The following is a 23,441-nucleotide window of genomic DNA, read 5'->3' as shown; positions in this document are numbered from 1 at the left end:
TTTTATGAATATAAATATACAATCAAGTTTCTATTTCAACCCACTCTTCAACACTTCTTGAATCCCAATTAAATTCTCGCTAAACTGCATCATTTGAGCTAATACTTGTGCCATTTCGTTTTTATCGCCAAAGCCTTTTAGTTTGTTGTTTTTCACAAAAGTTTCTTTAATCACTTCCCATCGAGGTAATTCTTCTCCAGTCATGGTATTTGTAAGTTCTTTGTACTTTAATAAATTGGCTTCGGCCGCACTAGTTAAGGTTTGAGATTCGTTTTCGTAATGTGATAGGAGCAGGCTTTGTAATTCCTTTTCGTTCATAATAGGAACTACTTTAGCCACTAATTTACTCATATCTCTGTACGAACCTTGTAATTTGAACGAAGGTTCGGTACGGTAGGCATCTTCCATGGCTGCCGATTCAATGTAAGTTTCATTTACCTTAAGCACGGTGTTTCTTATAGTAATTACTTTTTCTAGAATAGATACGTAATCCTGTATCTCCTGTTTGGTGTGATTTCCTTGGAGTTCAATGCCTTCTTGCGAACCTGTTTCGACCATTTCGATCAGTTTATAAATATCGTCAAAATACTTGCTGCTTAATTGATACAATATCGGGTTGGAAGTCATGGCGTTTTCAACCAAACTCAGTTTAAACAAGTCGGCAGTATCGCCAATAATATCTCCTAAATTATAAATATCTGCACGGTTAGCTAGCATGTCTGGAATCTGGAATTTTTCGCCACTTTCGGTATAGGGATTTCCTGCCATAATAACACAGAATTTTTTGCTGCGTAAATCATAGGTTTTTGGTTTGCCTTTATAAATCCCTTCAATTTTTCGAGTTCCATCGGAAAGCGATATAAATTTTTGTAAAAATTCCGGATTGCAATGCTGAATATCATCAAGATAAAGCATCACATTATTCCCCATTTCAAAAGCAAGATTTAGCTTTTTTAATTCCTCTCGTGCTGCCGAGTTGTTAGCAGCCATTGGATCTACAGAGGTCACTTCATGACCAATAGCAGGACCATTAATTTTCATAAACACCAAGCCTAAACGATTGGCCATATATTCCATTAAGGTTGTTTTACCATAGCCTGGAGGCGAAATTAATAATAACATTCCCATACGATCGGTACGCTTGTTATCTCCAAGGCTTCCTAATTGCTTGGATAAGTTATCGCCAAACAAAGGCAAGTAGACTTGATCTATCAATTTATTACGCACAAAGGAGGAAAGGACTCTAGGTTTAAATTCCGAAAGTTTTAATGATTCTTTTAATTCTTCAGTGACCTGATGTTTGGCATTTTTATAACTTTCAAAAGCAGGCACTTCTACAGCAGTGAAAAGTGTTACATCTGAAATAAACTGGTGATAATTAAAGGTAAAATTACCTTCGGTTATTGAGGCGTGACTTCCTTTTAAGTTTTCGATAATTTGCAAAGGATTCACATGAATCACTTCGGCCGTTGAGGCATCTTTAAACAAAAGCAAGTAAACGACTTCATGTGCGTAGGCTTGTAAATTTGAATGGGCTATTTTTATATACGAAGTAACCCATTGCAGCGCTAATTGTATGGTATCATGAATACCATGTTGTTGCCTAGTCTTTTCAAGCGATTTTTTAAAGGAAGTATTTCCCTTTTTACTTTTTAATTCCTTGATAAATGAATCATGTATTTCTTGAGCAGTTTGACTTATGCAAAAAATAGAGTCAGTTTGTAATTCATAAAATAAGTAGGAAGCTACAGCGGTTTCAGTAAAAAGTGAATTTGCTGTAGGCGTTGCCTCATTTTTTTTAAGGATTTTTGCAGTGGATATATACGCTGCTAACTCCGAAATGATAGTCTTATAGGCAGTACTTTCAGGAAAAACAGCACGTACCTCGCCCGATGCTTTAATTTTTTGATTCCAATACTCTTTTTGTTCGTCTGCTAAGCTGTGCCAAAAAAACTGTCCATGAGCTCGAGTAATTGGAGAGAAACGGAGCAGGCCTAAATCATGATTTTTAGTGACTAACACTTTTAAAATTTTAGCCGCATCAATATCATGTACACCTTTCACATAACCTTCGGCATAATTTTTACTGCTTTGGATTTGTATGAGTTGTAGTAAATCTTCTTCGGTTTGCTTTTCTAAGTTTTCTTTTGGATTGTTTGAAAATACCTTGTAAGCTAAATAAGCTGATCGATATACGTTTTCATTTTCGGAAATTAATTCCTGGTTCCAATATTTTTTAGATTGCAGGAGGATTTCATTTTCAATTTCTTGATAAAAATCAGTCCCCGTTAAATGGTATTGTAACGCATCGTCTTTGTATACAATAGTTAAATCTAATGCTTGTTTGTTTACACCAAATTTGTGCTTACCCAATTTTATAACATTCTCACCATCCTCATATAAATCTTGTTTGTCCTTAAGTTTTCGAGTGGCATCTTCCTTAGCAACTTTTAAAGCAGTTTCAATAGTTTCCGCCTTACCAGCATCATCTAATTTTTGTAAGCTTTCGATAATATCTCTAAGCTTATTAATCATTAAATCCGAAGCAAAATAACCATTGATTTCGGCAACACTGGCAAAACTCAACGCCTTTTTGGTGACTCCTTTTAAAATTCGGTTTGCAGAATTTTCTAAGGCAACTGCTTTTTTGTTTCGGGCCTCAATTAAACTGTTTTTTCTAGTTTCAAAGGCATTGTAAACCTCTTCGCGTTTCTCAATGATTTGAGAAATGAAATCCTCAAAATCAGCAAAACGTCCTTCTAAATCTTCTAGTTGAACCGAAACCTTGTTGAGTAATTCGTCCGTTTTTTCGGGAGTACTAGCAATATCTAAATAGTTAATAATACTTTGATCAACCAGTTTTAACTGCGCGCCAAATTCGGCAGTGGCTTCCTTACTGCCTAAGGATTTTATGCTATTTTTTATTCCCGCTTTAAGCTGATTTATAGTGGCAAAAATCAAAGAAATGTTGTCAATTATTTTGGTAGAATGCGAGGTGTCCTCAATTTGCAAATTAGAAACAATGTCGATAAGCATTTCTAAATCCACCGCAATTTGATTGACTTCTTCCTCTAGTTTTTTGGCAGCAATTACTTTTTTAATGCTTTCAAGTGCCGTTTGTTTTTCCTCTAAACGTTTGTGGTAGGGCAGGAGGGCTTTGTCATCCAATAAAAACTGAACACAACGTTGCGAAATTCGATCGGTTTGTTCAGCAATTTCTGCTTCTAAATCGCTAATGAATTGTTTATCCACATAGCGGATATCATTCATGCCAATAACTTCTCCGCGAAGGCTACGTAATTGCGCTAATACCTGAACAAAATCATCAATAGATTTAAAGGAGCTGCTTTTTATTTTACTAAAAATAGCATCGGCCTTAGCTTTGGTTTCCTTGGTAGTGTTTTCGGCCGTTTTTCGGAGTTGGATTACCTTTTCGAACTCGTCAATAGCGGCATTGGCAGCGCCGTTAATTTCATCTAAGGGAACGGCTAAATCAAAGGTGTCAGGTTCTCTAATCCAATAGTAACTATTAGTAATATCACTTGAAAATTTAGCTATATCATCGTACAAGCCATCGTAACTATCCTCCTTATTTAAAAGAGTAATTAAGCCCTGGCATTCGGCCATGGCTTTTACAATATCTTTGTTGCCTATTTTATAGAGTAAGGTATCTGTATGTTCCGAAGGAATAACATCTCCTTTTATAAAAGGCGTTTGCCAAATTTGAATTACATGGTGTTTGGTTTGTTCATCTTCGGTTTTAAAATAACATAATTCACCTTTAGTTAAAATGGTAAATCCATTACAAATAATAGGTGTTTTTACCTGTTGCTCAATGACATTATAGGACATTAATACATACAGGCCTTTTTTACTTTCGTAGAAGACATATAAATAATCTTCTCCATTAGGAGAGCTTATTTTTTCTTGAAATTTAACATCGTTAATTCCATTGTCAAATAATTTAAAATCGCCAGACTGTAAGTAATACCCATCGGCAAAAATAACGCCTTGTTCATCGGGTAATAAAACGCAAGCATCTTTTATGCTTTCAATTTTTTTGACTTCTTGAATTTTATGGTTGTACACAAAATAACGAGGGGCTTCCTGAAAGGGTTTAATTTCAATAGCAATTAGGTTGCCTAAGTCGGCATAACGGTATTGTCCGTCATCCAAAGTTTGGTCAACTAACTCAACCGATTCATTATAAATCCCTTTGCCATCGTTGGTGTTATCTTCGATTTTAATGGTTAAATCGCCTCCAATGGTTTCTACAAAAACCTTGTCTAAAATTGAAATATGCGGATGATCACCATAACGATGCATATCACGAGTTACCTCGGTCCAATTAAATTCATGTTGTTTTGGAAATGTAAACTCGTGTTCACTTCGGTTATCAATATAAGTAAGTTGTCCTTCATTAATTAACCATTTAAAGGTTTTAATATCGGTAGGACTATCACTTAACTGAAACACCATATGTAAGTAATTGCCAACAATAGCAAACTTGGAAAAAATGGTGTTTCGGTAATATTTATATAGGTTTACAAAATCGTTTATAAAAGTAGTGTCCTCAAATAAGCTTAACGATTGAGGTGTAAAATGATCTTCGTCGTAGGTGTAAATACTAAACACATCGGCTAAGGTCATTTCGGTACGCAAACCAAAATGTACATTATATCCAAAAATACAATGTTCTCCTATAGTTACAATATCACGTGCAATACAGTTGTTTTCGGTATTGATGCGGTTATTGGCAATCAATTTGGTTTCAACACTTCCAAAAACTTCTTTACGGGCATCATTTAACTGAGCTAAACGCTGTAGTAGTTCCGTTTTCTGTTTTTGTAAACGGTTTTGGATAATCTCGTATGTACCTCCTTCGAGTTGTTGTGTACTATTTGTGTTGTTTTGTTCCATGTTGTTGTTATTTTTTAACTACAAATTTTATTTGGAGTTACTCCGAAGAGCTTCCCTCCTCCCTGAGGAGGGAACGATTTGTCTCTGACAAATCAAGGGTGGTGTATGCTCCCTGATACATATTACGTGGGGATTCATTACCACCTCTTTGGGACGTTTTAGCGAGCTGAAACTTAGGTTTTAAAATGACTTTCAATTTCCTTAAGTACTTGACCCAAATGATCAAAGACCATTTTGTTTTCAAAACGAATGACTTTAAAACCTAAGCCCTCTAAATACTGTGTTCTAATTTCATCCTTTTCTATAATCTCAGGAAGATTATGTATTGCACCATCCAATTCTATAATCAACTTTTCCTTTGGACAATAAAAATCAGTAATGTAATTTCCAATGCTATGTTGTCTTCTAAATTTTCTTCCTCTCAATTGACTTTTCTTCAAATATTTCCATAGAAATGCTTCCGCAGAAGTGCAATTGTTCCTTAAATTCTTACGGTAAGTTTCTATATATTTCCTATTGTGTATTTGCTTTTTGTTGGTCATAAAAAAGAAAATTTCAATCCACCGTTACCCACGTATTATTTTCGTTATCCCAAACTTGATTTTTTGTGGTGGTTTCGGATACTACATTTTCCACCGTAGATTGATCCGTTAGGGTGGAACCATCGGTATGTTTTGTGGTTTTGTATACGGTCATTTTTTTAGTGGTAGTAATGGAACCCTTTTCATTTTTTTTACTAATTACTTCATCAATCACCGTATCAATTTTAATAACACGTGCTTCAGTTTCAGTAGCAAGGTTGTTTTTGCTACTATATTGATCTTTTTTGTTGGATAGTGTACAGCTAATAGCGGTAACTATAATTAGTAAGCTGAGTATTTTTTTCATTGTAATTAAATATTAGAGTGAGTGTGTTGTGTATTAACAAATTACAATTAGGGTATCAGACAGCACTCCGATCACTTGTGCTGTCTGATAAATACTAACAATATTTACCCTAATTTTTTATCAGATAAACCTAATCCTTTTGCCAAATTAGCTAAGTTGCTAAATAGGTTTTGTTCACTACTATCGGTGGTTTTGCCTTTCAAATCAAGTAATAGATTAGCAATAGTTACATTTTTGATATCCTCTGATGAAATTCCGTATTTAGTAGCAAAGCCTTTTACTTTATCTAACAGATTTCCTTTAACATCGTCGCTTCCTAAAATGGCATCTTTAACCTGAGTAATATTGTCTGAATGGTTTACTAAACGGTCTATACCTTTTGATTTGGTGATCTGTCCAATAATTTGATCAAAAAACATGGTTTCCCCACCAACTATATCAATATTAGCTGCTTTTAAGGCTGCACCAATAACATCTGCTTGTGCGTAAGCAATTTCTTTTTGGATATTGATTTCGGCCAAGTCCACTTGTAATTCCTTATCCAAACGCAACTTGAATTCTTCGTGCTCTTTACCCACACCGTCAAGTTTTTTCATAGCTTCCGCTTTTTCTTCAATACCAGCAGCTTCGGCTAAAGCGATTTCTTTATCACCAATAGCTTTAGCTAAGGCTTTTTCTTTGATAACTTCGGCTTCAGCAATACCTTCTTCTTTAGTAGCTTCAGCTTTAGCTAAAATACCAGCAGCTTCGGCTTTGGCTTTTTTCTCAATAACGGTAGCTTCAACAACACCTTGTCGCTCATTAGCATCAGCTTTGGCATGCATTACTTGCGCCTCGGACATTCCAATAACAGCCTCTTCCTTGGCGGTTGCTTCGGCTAATGTTTTTCGAGCTTCTGCTTCTTTTTCACTAGCTTCTTTTTGGGCTTGAGCTTCAATATTAATTTCTTGTGCTTTTTGTTTTGCAGCTTCTTTTTGTGCTTCAGCGGCTTTGGTGGTTTTAATCAACGCTTCTTCTGCTTCTACTTGAGCTATAGTAATTTTAACTTGTTTCTGGCGATCTGCAGTTTTAAAGGCTTCAATATCCTTCATGTTTTCCTGCTCCTCAACCACACCTTTTTCTAAAGTAACCCGGTCTCTAATGACATCTTGAATGTTTTTCTTTTCAACTTCAACTACTTTTTCTTTTTCAATTTGAGCCAAGGTTACAATGCGTTCGCGTTCGGTAGCTTCAAGCATACGGTCTTTTTCAACACGTTCAGTTTCCACGGCATCGGTACGTTGCTTGTTTTTAGCAGCAACAATAATTTGTCGCTCCATGTTTTCTTCAGCAACTTTTACTTTTTCTTCAGTAACAATACGAGCAGTTTCAGCCTTTAAACGCTCTTCTTCTGATACTTTTAAGGTTTCCGCTTCTTCTCTAGCTTTAATATTGGCTATTTCGCGCTTTTGTTGTTCTTCTTTTTCGGCAAGTTGTTTGTCTAATTCTAAAATAGCTTCTCTAGCCTCAACATCTTGCTTTCGGATCACCTTTTCTTCATCACGTTTAATTAAATTGGCTTTCATGTTTTGAGCCGCCGTTAATTCAGTGATTTTTTTAATTCCTTCCGCATCTAAAATATTATCAGGTTTTAAATAGGTTACCGGAGTTTGCTCTAGGTAATCAATGGCACAATCTTCCAAGGTATATCCATTAAGGTCTGTTCCAATAATGTCTACAATTTCATCACGGAATTCTCTACGCGCCTCATACAATTCAGTGAATTGAAACTTTTTACCAACAGTTTTTAAGGCTTCGGAGAATTTAGCTTCAAATAATTCTTCTAAAGTAGATATGTCCGAAGCTCTTTCGCAACCAATGGTTTGTGCTACTTTTTTAATAAAGTCGACTTCGTTATTTACACGTACAAAAAAGGTAACTTTGATATCGGCACGCATGTTGTCCTTACATACCAAACCATCATTTCCTAGACGTTCAATTTGAATTTTTTTTACGGAAATATCCATAATTTCCAATCGGTGAAATACAGGAACCGAATACATTCCTTTATCTGTAGCCACTTTAGTCCCTTGAAAACCGGTACGCACCAAGGCTTGACCTTGCGGGACTTTTTTGTAAAACATTGCAATAATGGCAAAGTATACAATGATCAGGAATACGAGTAAGCCTATTCCAATAGCAATAAGTTGTAAAATGTTGTTCATAGTTTAAGAAAGTTTAATCGTTATAAGTTTTTACGTAGTAATAGTTTTTATCGGCTGATTGTTTTATAATTAATATATTTTCGTGGTAATTGATTTGTTCTCCATGTAGTGATTTTACATAAATAGTCATAGGGTTTCCTTCGGCGAGGACTTCGGCAGATCCCATTTTATTTTCTTTTATAGTGGAAAGTATTTTTCCTTTTCGACCCAATAAATCAATAGGTTTGTCACCATCCTTATTCAGATTAGTAAAGAAGTTTTTAAAAGGAGTCGTAAAAATTTTAGTCAGCACTAATGAAGGAATAATCCCTGCAATAAAAATGATAAAACCAAAGCTGTTGTTGTATGTATGGGTTAATGTAGTTGTTATAGTGGTGCATAACCACCAAATAAAAATCCAACTTGTAAACGTAAACATAAAGGGCAACCCAACAAAATTGAAATAAATAAGTACAATTTGCCACCATTTTAGTGGTTTACGGCGGTTGGGTACGACATCTTCTTTATTAAGTTCGGCATTAGCCACATCTTCAAAATCCAGATTGCCACCTTCAATACTGGTATGCGAGTCGATATCGGCATCCACATCAATGTCTACATCTGCGTCAATGTCAATGTCCACATCATATTCAAAATCAATACCCGAAATCATAGTAAATAACCAGTATACAATAAGTAGCAACATTAATATAGTAAGGATGCTATTTACAGGCGAAAAGACGATGTGAGATAGTTGTTCCAATGTGAGTCGTTATTTAGTTTTGCTAGTGAGTTAGTTTTTCAGGCTTTGGTTTATATGTGTCTAATTATCCCGTTTTTCAAAATCCTCTGCTTTTCGTTGTTTTATTTGATGAAAAATGAAATAAATCAACAGAATAATAAGTCCGCCACCGAGCAAGCCATTCATGCCTAAAATCATAAGTTCTATATGTTTCATTAGTCGTTGATTTTTACAGCTGTACCATAAGCTAAAATTTCAGAACAACCTTGCATAACCATGGATGTAGTTAGTCGAACATTGATAACGGCATCGGCACCTAGGCGTTTGGCGTCTTGTTGCATACGTTGCATAGCCTGTTCATGCGATTCTGCTTGCAGTTTAGTGTATTCGCTAATTTCACCGCCAACAATATTTTTAAGAGTAGCAAAAATATCGCGTCCCACATTTCGAGCTCTAACGGTACTCCCTCGAGCTACACCTAAAATTTCATTGATTTCTTTATTTGGAATATAATCTGTTGTTGAAAGTATCATAATATATGCTTTAGTTGTGGTTTAATGAACTATTGATTGCGTGGGTAACTATTTAGTGTGCTTACATAGACAGATGGATTAAAATTTTGTGTTATTTTTTTATGTTGAAATGAATTGAAAAATGTGTCACTCGATATAAGTTTCTTATCAAAATTTCAGTCAAGAAGACACATTTTCCAATCTCAAAGTAACATTGATGTTAAAATTTAAAAAAGGATAGGTTTCTGATATATAAGTTGACAGTTGACAGTTGACAGTTGACAGTTGACAGTTGTCGGTTGTTAAAAAAAAAGTAAGTTGTGAAACAATATAAAGATCAAGGATTTGTTGCCCTCTAACCTCTAACCTCTAACCTCTAACCTCTAACCTCTAACCTCTAACCTCTAACCTCTAACCTCTAACCTCTAACCTCTAACCTCTAACCTCTAACCTCTAACCTCTAACCTCTAACCTCTAACCTCTAACCTCTAACCTCTAACCTCTAACCTCTAACCTCTAACCTCTAACCTCTAACCTCTAACCTCTAACCTCTAACCTCTAACCTCTAACCTCTAACCTCTAACCTCTAACCTCTAACCTCTAACCTCTAACCTCTAACCTCTAACCTCTAACCTCTAACCTCTAACCTCTAACCTCTAACCTCTAACCTCTAACCTCTAACCTCTAACCTCTAACCTCTAACCTCTAACCTCTAACCTCTAACCTCTAACCTCTAACCTCTAACCTCTAACCTCTAACCTCTAACCTCTAACCTCTAACCTCTAACCTCTAACCTCTAACCTCTAACCTCTAACCTCTAACCTCTAACCTCTAACCTCTAACCTCTAACCTCTAACCTCTAACCTCTAACCTCTAACCTCATTATGATTTATCCCCACCTAATCCCATTTGTTCTTTTAGCTTAGCTAAACTGTCTTCGGCACTCGTTTTGTCCGAGTCTAAAGCTTTGTCAATTTCATCATCAATACTGCGACCAGAATCTGCAATATCACCATAAGCTTCAGCCAATGCTTCATCTTGCTGGACCTTTTCTTTCATACGTTCCAACATTGATACAGTGCTAGAGCTATCAATCTCGGCCATTTGTTTGTTTAGATTTTTTGTGGCGTTAGAAACTTTAACACGAGCTTTAAGGGTTTTTAATTCATTTTCCCACTTGCTAATGTTTTGTTTAATTTCCTGTACACTACGTTCTAATTGCGCTACAGAGCTGTCAAATTTGTCAGAATCTGCTTTGCTGCGAGTTTCTTGTGTGGTAGCTTCTTCCTTTTTAATTAAGGCTTCTTTAGCTAATCGATCCGCTTCTTCTGCTTTAATATCACCAGATTGTGCTTTTTTAAGGATAAGCATCGCTTTTTTTTGGTAATCTTCAGCTTTAGCTGCAAACTCTTCGGTCTCATTTTTAGCTCTAATAGCTAAAGCCTTAACTTGTGCTAACGACTCTAAACTTTTGGTTAAATCCCCTTTCATATCTCTAATGCCTTGTTCGGTTAATTTGATTGGGTCTTCGATACTATCTAGTGCCGAATTTGCTTGTGCTTCTCCTATTTTAAATAATCTTTTGAAAAAATTCATAATCTTAATACTTTGAAAAATTAATAATTTGTTGTGAGTATTCACTCAATAATAATCCTAGAGAATTTAGACTAGCTTCAAGTTCATTTAAGTCTAAATTTTCAATTTGTAGGGTGTCTCTAAAAATGACCCTCTCACCCGATTCATCTAAAACAAAGGCGCCATGCACCATGTCTCTATTTTTTTGAAGTAGGCTTTTGTATATTTCTGCATTATTGTTTTTAATGTCAAAAATATGTTGTTCAATAATCAGAATTGGTGAGGCTATCCCAAGGATCAGGTTTTTAATACCTTCACTTTCCTTGCTAATCATAATGATATTATCCTTTTTACTTTCGTGAGAAATATCAAATTTTAGTTGAAATAGATAGTCTTTGACCATTTGAAAATGTTCGTTCATAGCTGCTTGTTTATGTTGGTTTTAAGTGTAATTGTACTGCTGTCAATAATACGAAAACTTCGTTCATTTTTTATAGGCTTGTTGTTTAAAAATGGGGTTTGTATGCTACATTTAGTTATATTTTAAATTGCTAAAATTTTTAGTTTTTTCAAGCTGTTACTAATTTATATACGTAAAATACTATTTATATTAGTTGTATTGTGGTATATTAGCTAATAATATTAGTGTAAATATACGATCATATTTTATATTTGCAAATAAAATTAGCAATAAATGTCATTTTTTGGAAAAAATATAAAAAAAATACGGAGTGTTAAAAGTTTGAGTCAGCAGGCTTTTGCAGAGTTATTTGACTTAAAAAGAGGGACTTTAGGGGCCTATGAGGAGGGTAGAAGTGAGCCTAAAATTGAAACTATTTTGAAAATAGCTAATTATTTTAGCATTTCGTTAGAAAGTTTATTGACTAGTGAACTTACCGTAAATGAATTGCTAAAGTTTAAAGGAGATATTACCACCGATGTAAAAGATGATAAGAAAGAGCAATTTGCTCAAATACCTTGTGTAACTGATGCTAATGTAGATGGGTATATAGAGTTTTACAATAAAGAGAAATTTATTAACGAACTTCCAGTGATCCAATTACCAGTGAATACAGAAAAAGAATTTAGAGGTTATACCGTATCTAATTTAGAAATGACCAATCATGATAATGGGTTTTACCCAAAAGATGTAGTAATTGGAGAAAGAGTACCAAGTATGGTAATTAAAAAATTGAATAATGGAACTTTAGTTTTTGTGTTGGTCAATGGGGAGCTCATATTTAGAAGACTTTATGTAATTAAAAATAAGGTAGTGCTTCGGGCCGATCATAAAAATATTGAAGATGAAAGTTTTTTAATTTCGGACATTAAAGAATTATGGCGTGTACGTTATGTGTTTTGCCGAAGAATTCCAGAGTTTACTGATGGAGTCGAAGATAAATTATCTAAAATAGAATTAGAAATTAGTAAAATGAAGGAACGATTGGGTTAGTGATAGTTTTGATGAAAAAAGTCATACTAAATTAATAATATGACTTTTTTGTGTGTTTTAAAATTGAAAGCTTTAGTTGGATGTAGAAGTAACTTGATTTAAGTTAGTTCCTCTGGTAAGTAAAAATTCACCCATTTCAAGTTTAACAGCGAGTTCATTTTTTGAAGATTTTAAAATGGTAAATTCAGATACATAACCTTGACCATTTGTAACGGTAATTTTTTTAGTCTCTTTGTTTAATTTCCATGTGCCAGTACCAGCTTCATCCATAATGTGAGATTCAAATTGACCATCTGCTTTAAAAATAAAGGTGCATTTATTTAAAATCTCTGCATTCATGTATTCCAAACCTGCCTTATCAAGGTTTTCTTTGTTATAGGCATCTTTGAAAACCCATTGACCAATAATAGCTTCCGCTTTTTGGGCATATGTGTTTAGGGAAATAAAAGTGAATAGTAATAGTGTAATAGTTTTCATGTTTAGTTATTTTGATTAGTTGTTTATAAAAGAAAACTAAATTGTAGTATTTAACTTTCTTTTTTATTTCTAAAATTAACAAAATCAATCTATTACTTTTGTTTTTATTTAAAATGTTATTAACAATATTGTAATCCTTTTCTTTCTTTTTTTGATTTGTGGTTTTTTAAATTGATAAATAAATGAGACTAAAAAGATAAAGATCGCCTTCATTGGCGATCTTAGCTATAAATAATCTGGAAAATTGAGTCTACATTAATGTAATCGGAAATTCGACAACAGTGTTATCCCAGCCCATTTTTAAATGGATAAGCTGCTCACTTTTTTTGTACATAGCGATCGAAAAGGCTTCAATTTCGTTACTAGTAGTGTTTGTATTTGCTTTTACTTCACATAGGTTCTTACTTTTGTCATAGGTATACACACCCCACATATCAGTAGCTGTATTAATGTATAATGTCCAAGTATCTTTTGTAGGTAATATGGCAAATGAATAATTTCCAGGTTCTAGTTTTTTTCCACCAATTTCGGCAGGAACATTTAAAATAAGTTCAGGAATTTCATTAGCTCCTGCTCTCCATAATTTGTTGTAAGGGACAAGGTTGCCAAAAATTTCACGTCCTTTTTTTTGTGGACGAGAATAGAGTACTTTAATTTTAGGGGCTAATGCTGCAATTTTTTCAGGGGTAGACTCAAAAAAGCGTTTAGCGGCTTTTGGAGGGTAATATGTAGCATCCATTGGGCTAGGATCTACTTTTTCAAAATCCTGAGCAAATAGTGTAGTACATACAGTAAATAGGACAAATAATATAATGTGTTTTTTCATGGATGGTGTATTTATTTGTAAATAAGACTCTTTAAAAAAGTGTTCATTACGGAGTGGCTCATATTTTAACTTATTTTTATAGAAACTACAAAACCTTCGTGATTGCGAACGTTAAAAACAGTATTGTCTTCAAAAATTAGGTATTGACCTTTGACTCCTTTGATTTTTCCTGTGTATTCGGGTGTTTTTGTTAAATTTAATGATTTCACTTTTTCTGGATATTCAAGCACAGGGAAATGTATAGCCGTTTCTTTATTGTTTTCAATAAAATAGGGGAGGGCTTCTTCAGGGATGTATTGTTTTAAGTTGGCTTTAGCATCTTCTAAGGTTTCGTTGGTTATCGTATTCGTTAACATTTTACGCCAATTGGTTTTATCGGCAATATGTTCTTTCAGGGCAACTTCTGTAATACCTGCTAAATACCTGTTAGGCACTTCAACAATTTCAATGGCTTCATGTGCGCCTTGATCAATCCAACGAGTTGGTACTTGAGATTTTCGGGTCACTCCAACTTTTATATTGCTGGAGTTGGCTAGGTAAACAACATGGGGTTGTAGTTGTGCCTTTTTTTCATAAGTTAAATCTCGATCTTCAATATCTAAATGCGCTTTACTTAATTCGGGTCTCATAATCCAGTCACCTGCATTGGGTAATTTATAAAAATCATCGTAACAATAACCTTGTCTAAAAATTTTTTTATTCTGGCCACAGCCTAAACACTCATAGCCTGTAAATTGTAGTGTGATTGTTTTGTCAAGTAATTGATTAATATGTATAAAATGCGATTTAAATACCAAGTAATAATTTATGGGGTTGGTGTGTTCTGTTTGCATTTTTGTTAAAACTCCAGCGTATTGCATAAATTTTAGTGAATTTTTTGATTGATTTTTGTTAATTTAGAATCAAAACTAGACAAGTTTCTTTTTTTATTTAAATGAAAATACTATTCTGTTTAACAGTGTTTTAAGTTTTTTGTTTTTATAAAATAGAAATGTGTATAAGTTGTTTAATAAAATGATTATAAATATATAGAACGAGTTTAAATTTTTATTGAAGACTTTTTTGAATTACTTAAGCGTATTAGGGAATTCAATAAATCAAAATTGAGTACTACATCATTTTGTAATTCTTTAATTGTATTTAAGCGTTTATAGTGTAAATATAAAGATTTCAAATGCCATTTCCTCTAGTAAATTCAATAGCCAGTTGGTTTTTAAAAAAAAGAATTCATCAAATGGAATTATTTTTAAAATACCCAAATGAAGTCCAACATGAATTACTGTTTAAACTATTAAAAACAGCTAAAAATACCGAATTTGGTAAAGCTTATGAATTTGAAACAATAAAAAGTTACAGGGAGTTTACGCAACGTGTTCCTATTCGGAATTATGAGGAGGTGGAGCCTTTTATTACACGATCTCGCATGGGGGAGTCTAACATATTTTGGCCCTCAGAAATTAAGTGGTTTGCAAAATCAAGTGGTACGACAAATGCGCAAAGTAAGTTTATACCTGTAAGTTCACAATCATTAGAGGATTGTCATTATGCGGCTAGTAAAGACTTGTTGTGTGTTTACTTGAATAATAATGAAGGTTCGGAATTATTTAAAGGAAAAGGCTTGCGCTTGGGCGGAAGTAAACAGTTATATGAACAAAACGGGACTTTTTATGGAGATCTGTCTGCGATTTTGATTGATAATATGCCTTTTTGGGCAGAATTTAGTTCCACACCCTCCAATCAAGTATCATTAATGAGTGATTGGGAAATAAAAATGAAAGCCATTGTTGCCGAAACACTTTCTGATAATGTGACTAGTTTGGCAGGGGTTCCTTCGTGGATGTTGGTATTGCTAAATGAAGTAATGACTCAGAAAGGAGTTGAGAATTTAACTGAGGTTTGGAAAAACTTAGAAGTTTATTTTCATGGAGGGGTAAGTTTTACACCTTATAAGGAGCAGTATAAAAAAATAATGCCATCGGGCTTTAAGTATTACGAAATTTTTAATGCTTCGGAAGGTTTTTTTGCTTTGCAGGATCAAAATAATAGTAGCGAATTATTGTTGATGCTGGATTATGGTATTTTTTATGAATTTATTGATATGGATACCTATCATTCACCTACTCCTAAAGTAATTCCACTTAGCGAAGTAGAACTAGGTAAAAATTACGCCATAATTATAACTACCAATGCAGGCTTATGGCGCTATAAAGTAGGGGATACTATTCGTTTTACTAATTTAAGTCCATACAGAATAAAAGTAACGGGTCGTACAAAACATTTTATTAATGTGTTTGGGGAAGAGTTAATTATTGAAAATACAGAGGAGGCACTAAGTAAAGTATGTGCTCAAACAGGAGCGGAGGTAAAAGACTATAGTGTGGCTCCAATTTTTATGGAAGGAAATCAAAAAGGGGCTCATGAGTGGATGGTAGAGTTTAAAAAATACCCACAAGATGTAGCGGTGTTTTCTGAGCTTTTGGATAAAGAATTACAGTATTTGAATAGTGATTATGAGGCTAAAAGAAATCAAAATATTACACTTAATCCGTTAGTTTTTAATGTGGCTAGATCTGGCTTGTTTTATGACTGGTTAAAATCGAAAAACAAACTAGGAGGACAGCATAAAGTGCCTAGATTGTCAAATTCAAGGGCTTATTTGGATGAGTTAATAGTCTGTAATAAAGTTTGTTAAATATTTTATTGTACTCTTTTTTTTAAAATCAAAAAACTGTGTATTTCATCGATTTTATATTTAGTTATATCTAAAACAGCCAAAAAAATATCATTTTGTGTGTAATGCGGCGTTATCTTGCAGTACATAATGACACAATTAATGAAAAAACTTTTTGCAATAACATTTTTAATCTTTGGAACTTCCGTTTCAGCTAAAACTGTACCTGCAATAAAGACACCTGTTTCAAAAATTAAGCGTGTTGTTAAAACAATTCCGCATGCCAAAATAAAAACACCTAAAGTTTTTATTAAACGTGTAACAAAAAATGTGGATTCTAATTCTTTCGAGAATAGAGATACTTCAATGAATATCCAGTTAACTTACATGATAGACCTAAGTAAGTAGAAAAACGACTATAAATTTTGTGATGATTATTTAAAGAAGAATGTTTTTGAAACATTGCTAAAGTAACTATATAGAAACGCATTTAATGATTTGGAGATTATAATGTAATCTGTAAATTTAGCTTTACAGAGGATTTATATTTTAGGTTGCATTTAATTATGAAAGAGATGTAAAGCTAGATTGGTAGTTTATTGTAACATGAGTTGTAAAAAAAAATATTTGTAGAGTTAAAGGATTGTTTACGTCTAAATTATTAGACATTAAAGATATGAATAGAAATTAAATATTTTTTATGATTTGTTTTTGTCGAAATTTGTAGATTCGAAAACGTTTTAGTTTATTTAATAACGCATTAATAGATTTAAATTAACTTTATGAAAAAAATAATAGCATCGTTCTTGTTTATGGGAATTTTATCATGTTCAAGTGATGACGGAGGGAATAATAGCAATAATGGTGGAGGTAGTCAAAATACTAATCCCAATATTATTAGTGAGGGAAGTGTAGATTTTAATAAAATAAGAATACCAACTAGTGCAGGCGAAGGTTTGAAATGGGTGTATCAAGATGATATTTCAGATGATTTTAATTATGAATTTGGAGCTACATCTGCTAGAGTTAAGTTTGGACCTAAAAATCAATGGACTAATTGGTATCACAATAGTTGGGAAGGTCCGGGGTTAACAAAATGGGATGAAAGTAATGTATCTGTAACTGGTGGTAATTTAAAAATTATAACCAGAAGAGTAGAAGGAGAAATGAAAACCTATAAATTTAATAATAGTGATGTAAGTGGTAAAGCGACTAGGCTTGGTTGTGTGTCATCTAATAAACAAATTGTATTTCCTGTGTATATAGAAACAAGAGCTAAAATACCAAATTCAGTTACTGCTTGTGCAGCATGGTTGTTGAGTCCTGATGATACTCAAGAAATTGATTTTTTAGAGGCTTGGGGAGGTGAATATGAGCGTAATACAACTGGGAGTCTTAAATTGTGGGAAAATTTACATTTTAGTCATCATGTATTTATACGTGAGCCTTTCACGGATTACCAGCCTAAGGATAGTAGTACTTGGTATTCTGATCCTTCTGTTGAAGCTTGGAATGATCAATTTCATAGGTTTGGAGTTTATTGGAAAAGCCCGACACTTTTGGAATATTATTTAGATGGAAAGCTGGTTAAAGTGACTAATGGACTTGATGGATCAGATGGCTTAGATGGAATTGATCCTAAGAATTTCACCTCTCCCGATGGAACTCCAGAAAATAGAACTGGGCTAAACAAGCCAATGGATATTATTATTGATTTGGAAGATCAAAACTGGAGAGCTGGACAAGGAAGTACGCCTACTGATGAAGAAATAAAAAATGAAAAAGATCATACTTTTTTAATAGATTGGATTAGAATTTATAAAGCTGTAGAGGAATAGGAGCTATATATTTATCAATAAAAAACAAAAAGCAATGTGAAAACATTGCTTTTTGTTTTTTGTTATATAGTTTAAAGTGTAAAATATAGATAATACATTCGTCTCTTCAACTTCAAATTCATAAATTTGCTTTTTTAAAATATACCGTAAAAAATGTTTGATAATTTAAGTGATAAGCTCGATAAAGCACTTCATATATTAAAAGGTCATGGCCAAATTACAGAAGTTAATGTTGCCGAAACTTTAAAAGAAGTTCGAAGGGCTTTAGTTGATGCCGATGTAAATTATAAAATAGCCAAAGAGTTTACCAAGCGAGTAAAAGAAAAAGCTATTGGTCAGGATGTATTGAAAAGTTTAAAGCCTGGTCAATTAATGGTTAAATTGGTTAAGGATGAACTGACCGATTTAATGGGAGGTGATGCCGAAGGGATTAATCTTTCTGGAACACCAGCGGTAATTTTAATGTCAGGTTTACAAGGATCGGGTAAAACTACTTTTTCAGGGAAGCTAGCTCAATTTCTTAAAAATAAAAAAACAAAAAAACCTTTATTGGTAGCCTGTGATGTCTATCGTCCGGCTGCAATTGATCAATTACATGTAGTAGGAGGTCAAATAGGGGTAGAGGTATATAGTGATAAGGAAAATAATGACCCAGTTGCTTTGGCTAAAGCAGGTGTAGCCCATGCAAAAGCCAATGGTTGTAATGTGGTGATTATTGATACAGCGGGTCGTTTGGCAGTTGATGAGGAAATGATGAATGAAATTTCAAACATTCACAAAGCTGTTAATCCTTCAGAAACCTTATTTGTTGTGGATTCCATGACAGGGCAGGATGCTGTAAATACAGCAAAAGCCTTTAATGATGTTCTTAATTTTGATGGGGTTATTTTAACAAAATTAGATGGTGATACCAGAGGTGGAGCAGCGCTTTCTATTAAATCGGTAGTTGATAAACCAATTAAGTTTATCGGTACTGGTGAAAAAATGGAAGCGATAGATGTATTTTATCCATCGCGTATGGCGGATCGTATCTTGGGAATGGGAGATGTGGTTTCTCTTGTTGAAAAAGCCCAAGAACAGTTTGATGAAGAAGAGGCTAGAAAACTTCAGAAAAAGATTGCTAAGAATCAGTTTGGCTTTGATGATTTTTTAAGTCAGATTCAGCAGATCAAAAAAATGGGAAACATCAAGGATTTGATGGGAATGATTCCTGGTATGGGGAAAATGGTCAAAGATGTTGATGTTGACGATGACGCCTTTAAGCACATCGAAGCGATTATACATTCTATGACTCCGGCAGAGCGTGCGAATCCTCAAATAATAAATGCTAGCAGAAAAAAACGTATCGGTAAAGGTTCAGGTACTTCAATTCAGCAAGTAAATCAGTTATTGAAGCAGTTTAACCAAATGGGTAAAATGATGAAGATGATGCAAGGCGGTGGCGGTAAACGTATGATGCAGATGATGCAAGGAATGAAGTAAGGATTAACTTTTTAGATAGAATATAAATAAAACCACGTTAATGGAAATACTAGACGGGAAGAAAATAAGTAGTGATATTAAAGAAGAAATTGCTGTTGAAGTAGCCCAATTAAAAGCTAAAGGAGAAAAAGTACCTCATTTAGCTGCTGTAATTGTAGGGAATGATGGTGCTAGTAAAACATATGTTGGTGCTAAAGTTAAGGCATGTAATTTAGTAGGTTTTGATTCTACTTTAATAGAACTTCCTGAAGATACTACTGAAGCTAAATTATTAGCTAAAATAGAGGAATTAAATGCTAATGATGCAATTGATGGTTATATAGTACAATTACCATTGCCTAAACATATTGATGAGCATAAAGTTTTGCTTGCTGTGGATGCTACTAAGGATGTGGATGGTTTTCATCCTGCAAATGTTGGTAGAATGGCTTTAGAATTACCTACTTTTTTGCCGGCTACTCCTTATGGAATAATGGAGTTGTTAGAGCGCTATAAAGTGCCAACCCTTGGTAAAAATGTAGTAGTTATAGGAAGGTCCCATATTGTAGGGCGACCTATGAGTATTTTAATGAGTCAGCGAAGAGCAGCTGGAGATGCTACAGTTACAGTTGCACATTCTAAAACAGAAAATTTAAAAGAACTTACTCTAAATGCTGATATTATTGTAGTTGCTTTGGGAGTTGCCGAGTTTTTAAAAGGAGATATGGTAAAGGAGGGAGTTACCATTATTGATGTTGGAATTACACGTTTAGAAGATGCTTCTAAGAAAAGAGGCTTCCGTTTAGCAGGTGATGTGCATTTTGAATCTGTAGCACCTAAGTCATCATTTATAACACCTGTTCCTGGAGGAGTAGGACCAATGACCATTGCCATGTTGTTAAAAAACACCTTGCTGGCAAGATCACGTCATATGGCAAACGAAAAATAAAACTTCTGTAGAAGTAAATATAAAGTATAAAAAATGCGCTCAACTTTTAAAGCTGAGCGCATTTGTTTTATAAGAAACTGAGCTGTTAAGCATCAATATTTGCGTAAATCGCATTCTTTTCAATAAACTCTCTACGAGGTGGAACCTCGTCTCCCATAAGCATTGAGAATACTCTGTCGGCCTCTGTCATAGATTCTATGGTTACTTGACGCATTGTTCTAAATTCAGGATTCATTGTAGTATCCCAAAGTTGTTCTGCATTCATTTCTCCAAGACCTTTATAACGTTGGATTTTTGAATTTTCACCGTATTCTTTAACTAAAAGGTCACGTTGGTCATCATTCCAAGCATATTGTTTTTTAGCTCCTTTTTTAACCAAATATAATGGTGGCGCAGCAATATATACATAGCCTTGCTCAATAAGCTCTTTCATGTACCTGAAAAAGAAGGTTAAAATTAAAGTGGCAATGTGGCTACCATCAACATCGGCATCACACATAATAACTACTTTATGGTAACGTAATTTAGTTAAGTTTAAGGCTTTACTGTCCTCTTCTGTTCCAATAGAAACTCCTAGGGCAGTAAAAATATTTCGAATTTCTTCGTTTTCAAAAACCTTATGTTGCATGGCTTTTTCAACATTTAAAATTTTACCACGTAAGGGTAAAATGGCCTGAAAGTTTCGATCTCGACCTTGTTTAGCTGTTCCACCTGCAGAATCTCCCTCCACAAGGAATATTTCACATTCAGCTGGATCAGTTTCTGAACAGTCAGATAATTTACCAGGTAAGCCACCAATACTCATTACGGTTTTACGCTGTACCATTTCACGTGCTTTTTTGGCAGCATGACGGGCTTGAGCAGCAAGAATAACCTTTTGAATGATGGTTTTGGCATCCGCCGGATTTTCTTCAAGATAGTTTTCTAGCATTTCAGAAACCGCTTGAGAAACGGCAGAAGTTACCTCTCGGTTACCTAATTTGGTTTTAGTTTGTCCTTCAAATTGCGGCTCTTGAACTTTAACAGAAATAATAGCGGTTAAACCTTCACGGAAGTCATCACCAGCAATTTCAAATTTTAATTTGTCAAGAAGCCCAGAGTTGTCGGCAAATTTCTTTAAAGTAGAAGTCAATCCTCTACGGAAACCAGAAAGATGTGTTCCTCCTTCGTGCGTGTTAATGTTGTTTACATAGGAGTGTAAATTTTCGGCATATGAATCGTTGTAGATCATAGCTACTTCAACAGGAATATCATTCTTTTCACCTTCCATGGCAATAACATGGCCAATAATTGGTGTTCTAGAAGCGTCAAGAAAACTTACAAATTCTTTTAGTCCTTCGTTAGAATGAAAAGTTTCAGAAATAAATTCACCTTTTTCGTCAGTATTACGTGCATCGGTTAGCGTAATGGTAATTCCTTTATTAAGGTAAGCCAATTCACGCATTCTGCTAGCAAGTGTGTCGTAATTATACTCTACAGTTTGCTGAAAAATCGATCTATCTGGTAAAAAGGTAACAATTGTTCCATTTTTATCAGTATCACCAGTTGATTTTACAGGGTAAACGGCTTTCCCTCTTTCGTATTCTTGCTCCCAAACTTTACCTTCGCGGAAAACTGTGGCGTGTAAATGGTCAGATAGTGCATTTACACAGGAAACTCCAACTCCGTGAAGTCCACCAGATACTTTATAAGAATCTTTGTCAAATTTACCCCCGGCACCAATTTTGGTCATTACTACCTCAAGGGCAGAAACGCCTTCTTTTTTGTGTAAACCAACAGGAATACCACGACCATTATCGGTTACGGTAACCGAATTGTTTTCATTTATAGTTACCGTAATCACATCACAATGACCTGCTAATGCTTCATCAATGGAGTTGTCAACTACTTCGTATACTAGATGGTGTAAACCACGTACCCCGACATCCCCTATATACATGGAAGGACGCATGCGTACATGCTCCATTCCTTCAAGTGCCTGAATACTATCGGCTGAATAGCCTTGTTTAGCTTCTTCGCTCATAATTTTACTTTTTTTTACGCTATTTTCAAAGATAGGTAACAAAATTAGGAGTTTAAAAGAGTCTTGTTTAAGTTATTAACATTAGTGTATCAATAACTAAAAGTGACTTAAAAAGGTGTTTAAATTGAGTTTATTGGCGTTTTGGTGTTTTTTTGAACACTAATTTTGTGGTTAAAAATAAGAAAAGCCCTTAAAAGGGCTTAAAATGATTGAAAGTGCGTTTGGTGTCTATTGGTTTTAGAAATAGTTAAAACTATGTGCTTTAGTGCATTTCGTTTTTAGCTTCTAAAAAATAGTACAAAGAGCTTTTAGTAGTTAGCTTTTAGTTGTTGGCTTTTTTTATATTTTATAAAAATGCTAATGGCTAATAGCAAAAATGAATATGTAAAAAATGCAGCCTTTGAGTTATACCCTTTTCAGTTTATAGTACTTCATTTGGAGCTTTAATCTTCCACAATATCTCCCGTCCAGTTCATAAATCCACCTTCTAAGTTGTAAGTGGTTTCAAAACCAAGTTGTTCCATAATATCACAAGCTTGACCGCTTCGATTACCTGAACGGCAATAGATATAATAGTTTTTAGATTTGTCTAATTTAGCTACTTCTTCTAAAAAAATCTGACCTTCTAAAAAATCGATTTGTTTCATATTAGGGATATAACCTTCTGAAACTTCACCATCGGTACGTACATCTAAAATGACAGCGTTATCATCACTTTCTAAAAGCTCAATCCATTCGTCTTGATCTATATCTTGTCTCATAGTTTTAAATTTTATTTTACAATGTTATTGAAAAAAAATAAAAAATAATTACATTTGTGTAATGAAAAATTTAAATTTTAATATTTGGTGGTGGATATCTCTAGTTAACTAGTCGTGATATCTTGCATTTTTTATTTAAAATTTATAACGAAATTTCATTCA

The 23,441-nt window shown here is 34.1% G+C and carries 20 protein-coding genes; 6 read left to right on the top strand and 14 right to left on the bottom strand.

Features of this window, described 5'->3' with window-relative positions; genetic code table 11:
- Nucleotides 1-30 precede the first annotated feature (30 nt).
- The 9 genes from KQA_RS0207350 to KQA_RS0207310 form a co-directional block, all read right to left on the bottom strand.
- Entirely contained in the window at nucleotides 31-4,920 is a 4,890-nt protein-coding gene (locus KQA_RS0207350; RefSeq protein ID WP_010179623.1) for a DNA repair ATPase, read from the bottom strand.
- 173 nt (nucleotides 4,921-5,093) lie between these two features.
- Nucleotides 5,094-5,462: an endonuclease domain-containing protein gene (locus KQA_RS0207345; protein ID WP_010179621.1), complete on the bottom strand. Its 369-nt coding sequence runs from the start codon at nucleotides 5,460-5,462 to the stop codon at nucleotides 5,094-5,096.
- 13 nt (nucleotides 5,463-5,475) lie between these two features.
- On the bottom strand, nucleotides 5,476-5,808 hold the full coding sequence (locus tag KQA_RS0207340) for a hypothetical protein (RefSeq protein WP_010179619.1): 333 nt from the start codon (nucleotides 5,806-5,808) through the stop codon (nucleotides 5,476-5,478).
- Between the two features lie 104 nt (nucleotides 5,809-5,912).
- Nucleotides 5,913-8,012, bottom strand: a complete 2,100-nt coding sequence (locus KQA_RS0207335; protein ID WP_010179618.1) for a flotillin family protein — start codon at nucleotides 8,010-8,012, stop codon at nucleotides 5,913-5,915.
- A 13-nt stretch (nucleotides 8,013-8,025) separates the two neighbouring features.
- Complete coding sequence (locus tag KQA_RS0207330; RefSeq protein ID WP_010179615.1) at nucleotides 8,026-8,697, bottom strand: hypothetical protein; 672 nt, start codon at nucleotides 8,695-8,697, stop codon at nucleotides 8,026-8,028.
- A 117-nt stretch (nucleotides 8,698-8,814) separates the two neighbouring features.
- Nucleotides 8,815-8,949, bottom strand: a complete 135-nt coding sequence (locus KQA_RS20890; protein ID WP_262482136.1) for a hypothetical protein — start codon at nucleotides 8,947-8,949, stop codon at nucleotides 8,815-8,817.
- The gene (locus tag KQA_RS0207320; protein WP_010179613.1) at nucleotides 8,949-9,266 is read right to left on the bottom strand and encodes a YbjQ family protein; all 318 of its coding nucleotides are present in this window, start codon (nucleotides 9,264-9,266) and stop codon (nucleotides 8,949-8,951) included. The genes KQA_RS20890 and KQA_RS0207320 overlap by 1 nt, the downstream gene beginning before the upstream one ends.
- An 861-nt stretch (nucleotides 9,267-10,127) precedes the next feature.
- Entirely contained in the window at nucleotides 10,128-10,841 is a 714-nt protein-coding gene (locus tag KQA_RS0207315; protein WP_010179611.1) for a PspA/IM30 family protein, read from the bottom strand.
- A gap of 4 nt (nucleotides 10,842-10,845) precedes the next feature.
- On the bottom strand, nucleotides 10,846-11,241 hold the full coding sequence (locus KQA_RS0207310) for a CesT family type III secretion system chaperone (RefSeq protein ID WP_010179609.1): 396 nt from the start codon (nucleotides 11,239-11,241) through the stop codon (nucleotides 10,846-10,848).
- Between the two features lie 273 nt (nucleotides 11,242-11,514).
- Between KQA_RS0207310 and KQA_RS0207305 the strand changes: the two genes are divergently transcribed.
- Nucleotides 11,515-12,273, top strand: a complete 759-nt coding sequence (locus KQA_RS0207305) for a helix-turn-helix domain-containing protein (RefSeq protein ID WP_010179607.1) — start codon at nucleotides 11,515-11,517, stop codon at nucleotides 12,271-12,273.
- Between the two features lie 72 nt (nucleotides 12,274-12,345).
- Here KQA_RS0207305 and KQA_RS0207300 read toward each other — a convergent pair whose 3' ends face one another.
- From KQA_RS0207300 to KQA_RS0207290, 3 genes are all read right to left on the bottom strand, one after another.
- Nucleotides 12,346-12,750, bottom strand: a complete 405-nt coding sequence (locus KQA_RS0207300) for a lipocalin family protein (protein ID WP_010179606.1) — start codon at nucleotides 12,748-12,750, stop codon at nucleotides 12,346-12,348.
- A gap of 250 nt (nucleotides 12,751-13,000) precedes the next feature.
- Complete coding sequence (locus KQA_RS0207295) at nucleotides 13,001-13,576, bottom strand: DUF2911 domain-containing protein (protein WP_010179604.1); 576 nt, start codon at nucleotides 13,574-13,576, stop codon at nucleotides 13,001-13,003.
- Between the two features lie 65 nt (nucleotides 13,577-13,641).
- Nucleotides 13,642-14,436 carry a DUF2797 domain-containing protein gene (locus KQA_RS0207290; RefSeq protein ID WP_010179602.1) on the bottom strand — a complete coding sequence of 265 codons (795 nt, stop codon included), beginning with the start codon at nucleotides 14,434-14,436 and terminating at the stop codon, nucleotides 13,642-13,644.
- Between the two features lie 314 nt (nucleotides 14,437-14,750).
- On the opposite strand from KQA_RS0207290, the gene KQA_RS0207285 reads away from it, so the two are divergent.
- From KQA_RS0207285 to KQA_RS0207265, 5 genes are all read left to right on the top strand, one after another.
- Complete coding sequence (locus KQA_RS0207285) at nucleotides 14,751-16,268, top strand: GH3 auxin-responsive promoter family protein (protein ID WP_010179600.1); 1,518 nt, start codon at nucleotides 14,751-14,753, stop codon at nucleotides 16,266-16,268.
- Between the two features lie 141 nt (nucleotides 16,269-16,409).
- Nucleotides 16,410-16,655, top strand: coding sequence for a hypothetical protein (locus KQA_RS20710; RefSeq protein ID WP_232285866.1), 246 nt, complete (start codon nucleotides 16,410-16,412; stop codon nucleotides 16,653-16,655).
- 374 nt (nucleotides 16,656-17,029) lie between these two features.
- Entirely contained in the window at nucleotides 17,030-18,085 is a 1,056-nt protein-coding gene (locus KQA_RS18680) for a LamG domain-containing protein (protein ID WP_040396183.1), read from the top strand.
- Nucleotides 18,086-18,238: 153 nt separating this feature from the next.
- Nucleotides 18,239-19,567, top strand: coding sequence for a signal recognition particle protein (gene ffh / locus KQA_RS0207270; RefSeq protein ID WP_010179594.1), 1,329 nt, complete (start codon nucleotides 18,239-18,241; stop codon nucleotides 19,565-19,567).
- A gap of 40 nt (nucleotides 19,568-19,607) precedes the next feature.
- On the top strand, nucleotides 19,608-20,495 hold the full coding sequence (locus KQA_RS0207265; RefSeq protein ID WP_010179592.1) for a bifunctional 5,10-methylenetetrahydrofolate dehydrogenase/5,10-methenyltetrahydrofolate cyclohydrolase: 888 nt from the start codon (nucleotides 19,608-19,610) through the stop codon (nucleotides 20,493-20,495).
- 85 nt (nucleotides 20,496-20,580) lie between these two features.
- Here the strand turns inward: KQA_RS0207265 and gyrB are convergent, their stop codons facing one another.
- Together gyrB and KQA_RS0207250 are read right to left on the bottom strand one after the other, a co-directional pair.
- Entirely contained in the window at nucleotides 20,581-22,518 is a 1,938-nt protein-coding gene (gene gyrB / locus KQA_RS0207260) for a DNA topoisomerase (ATP-hydrolyzing) subunit B (protein WP_010179590.1), read from the bottom strand.
- 443 nt (nucleotides 22,519-22,961) lie between these two features.
- Nucleotides 22,962-23,279, bottom strand: coding sequence for a rhodanese-like domain-containing protein (locus KQA_RS0207250; RefSeq protein ID WP_010179588.1), 318 nt, complete (start codon nucleotides 23,277-23,279; stop codon nucleotides 22,962-22,964).
- Nucleotides 23,280-23,441: the final 162 nt, after the last annotated feature.

Origin of the sequence: Aquimarina agarilytica ZC1, assembly GCF_000255455.1 — a bacterium.
Taxonomy (GTDB): Bacteria; Bacteroidota; Bacteroidia; order Flavobacteriales; family Flavobacteriaceae; genus Aquimarina; species Aquimarina agarilytica.
The sequence above is the reverse complement of the archived record's forward strand: the minus strand, read 5'-3'. Positions and strand labels throughout refer to the sequence as shown.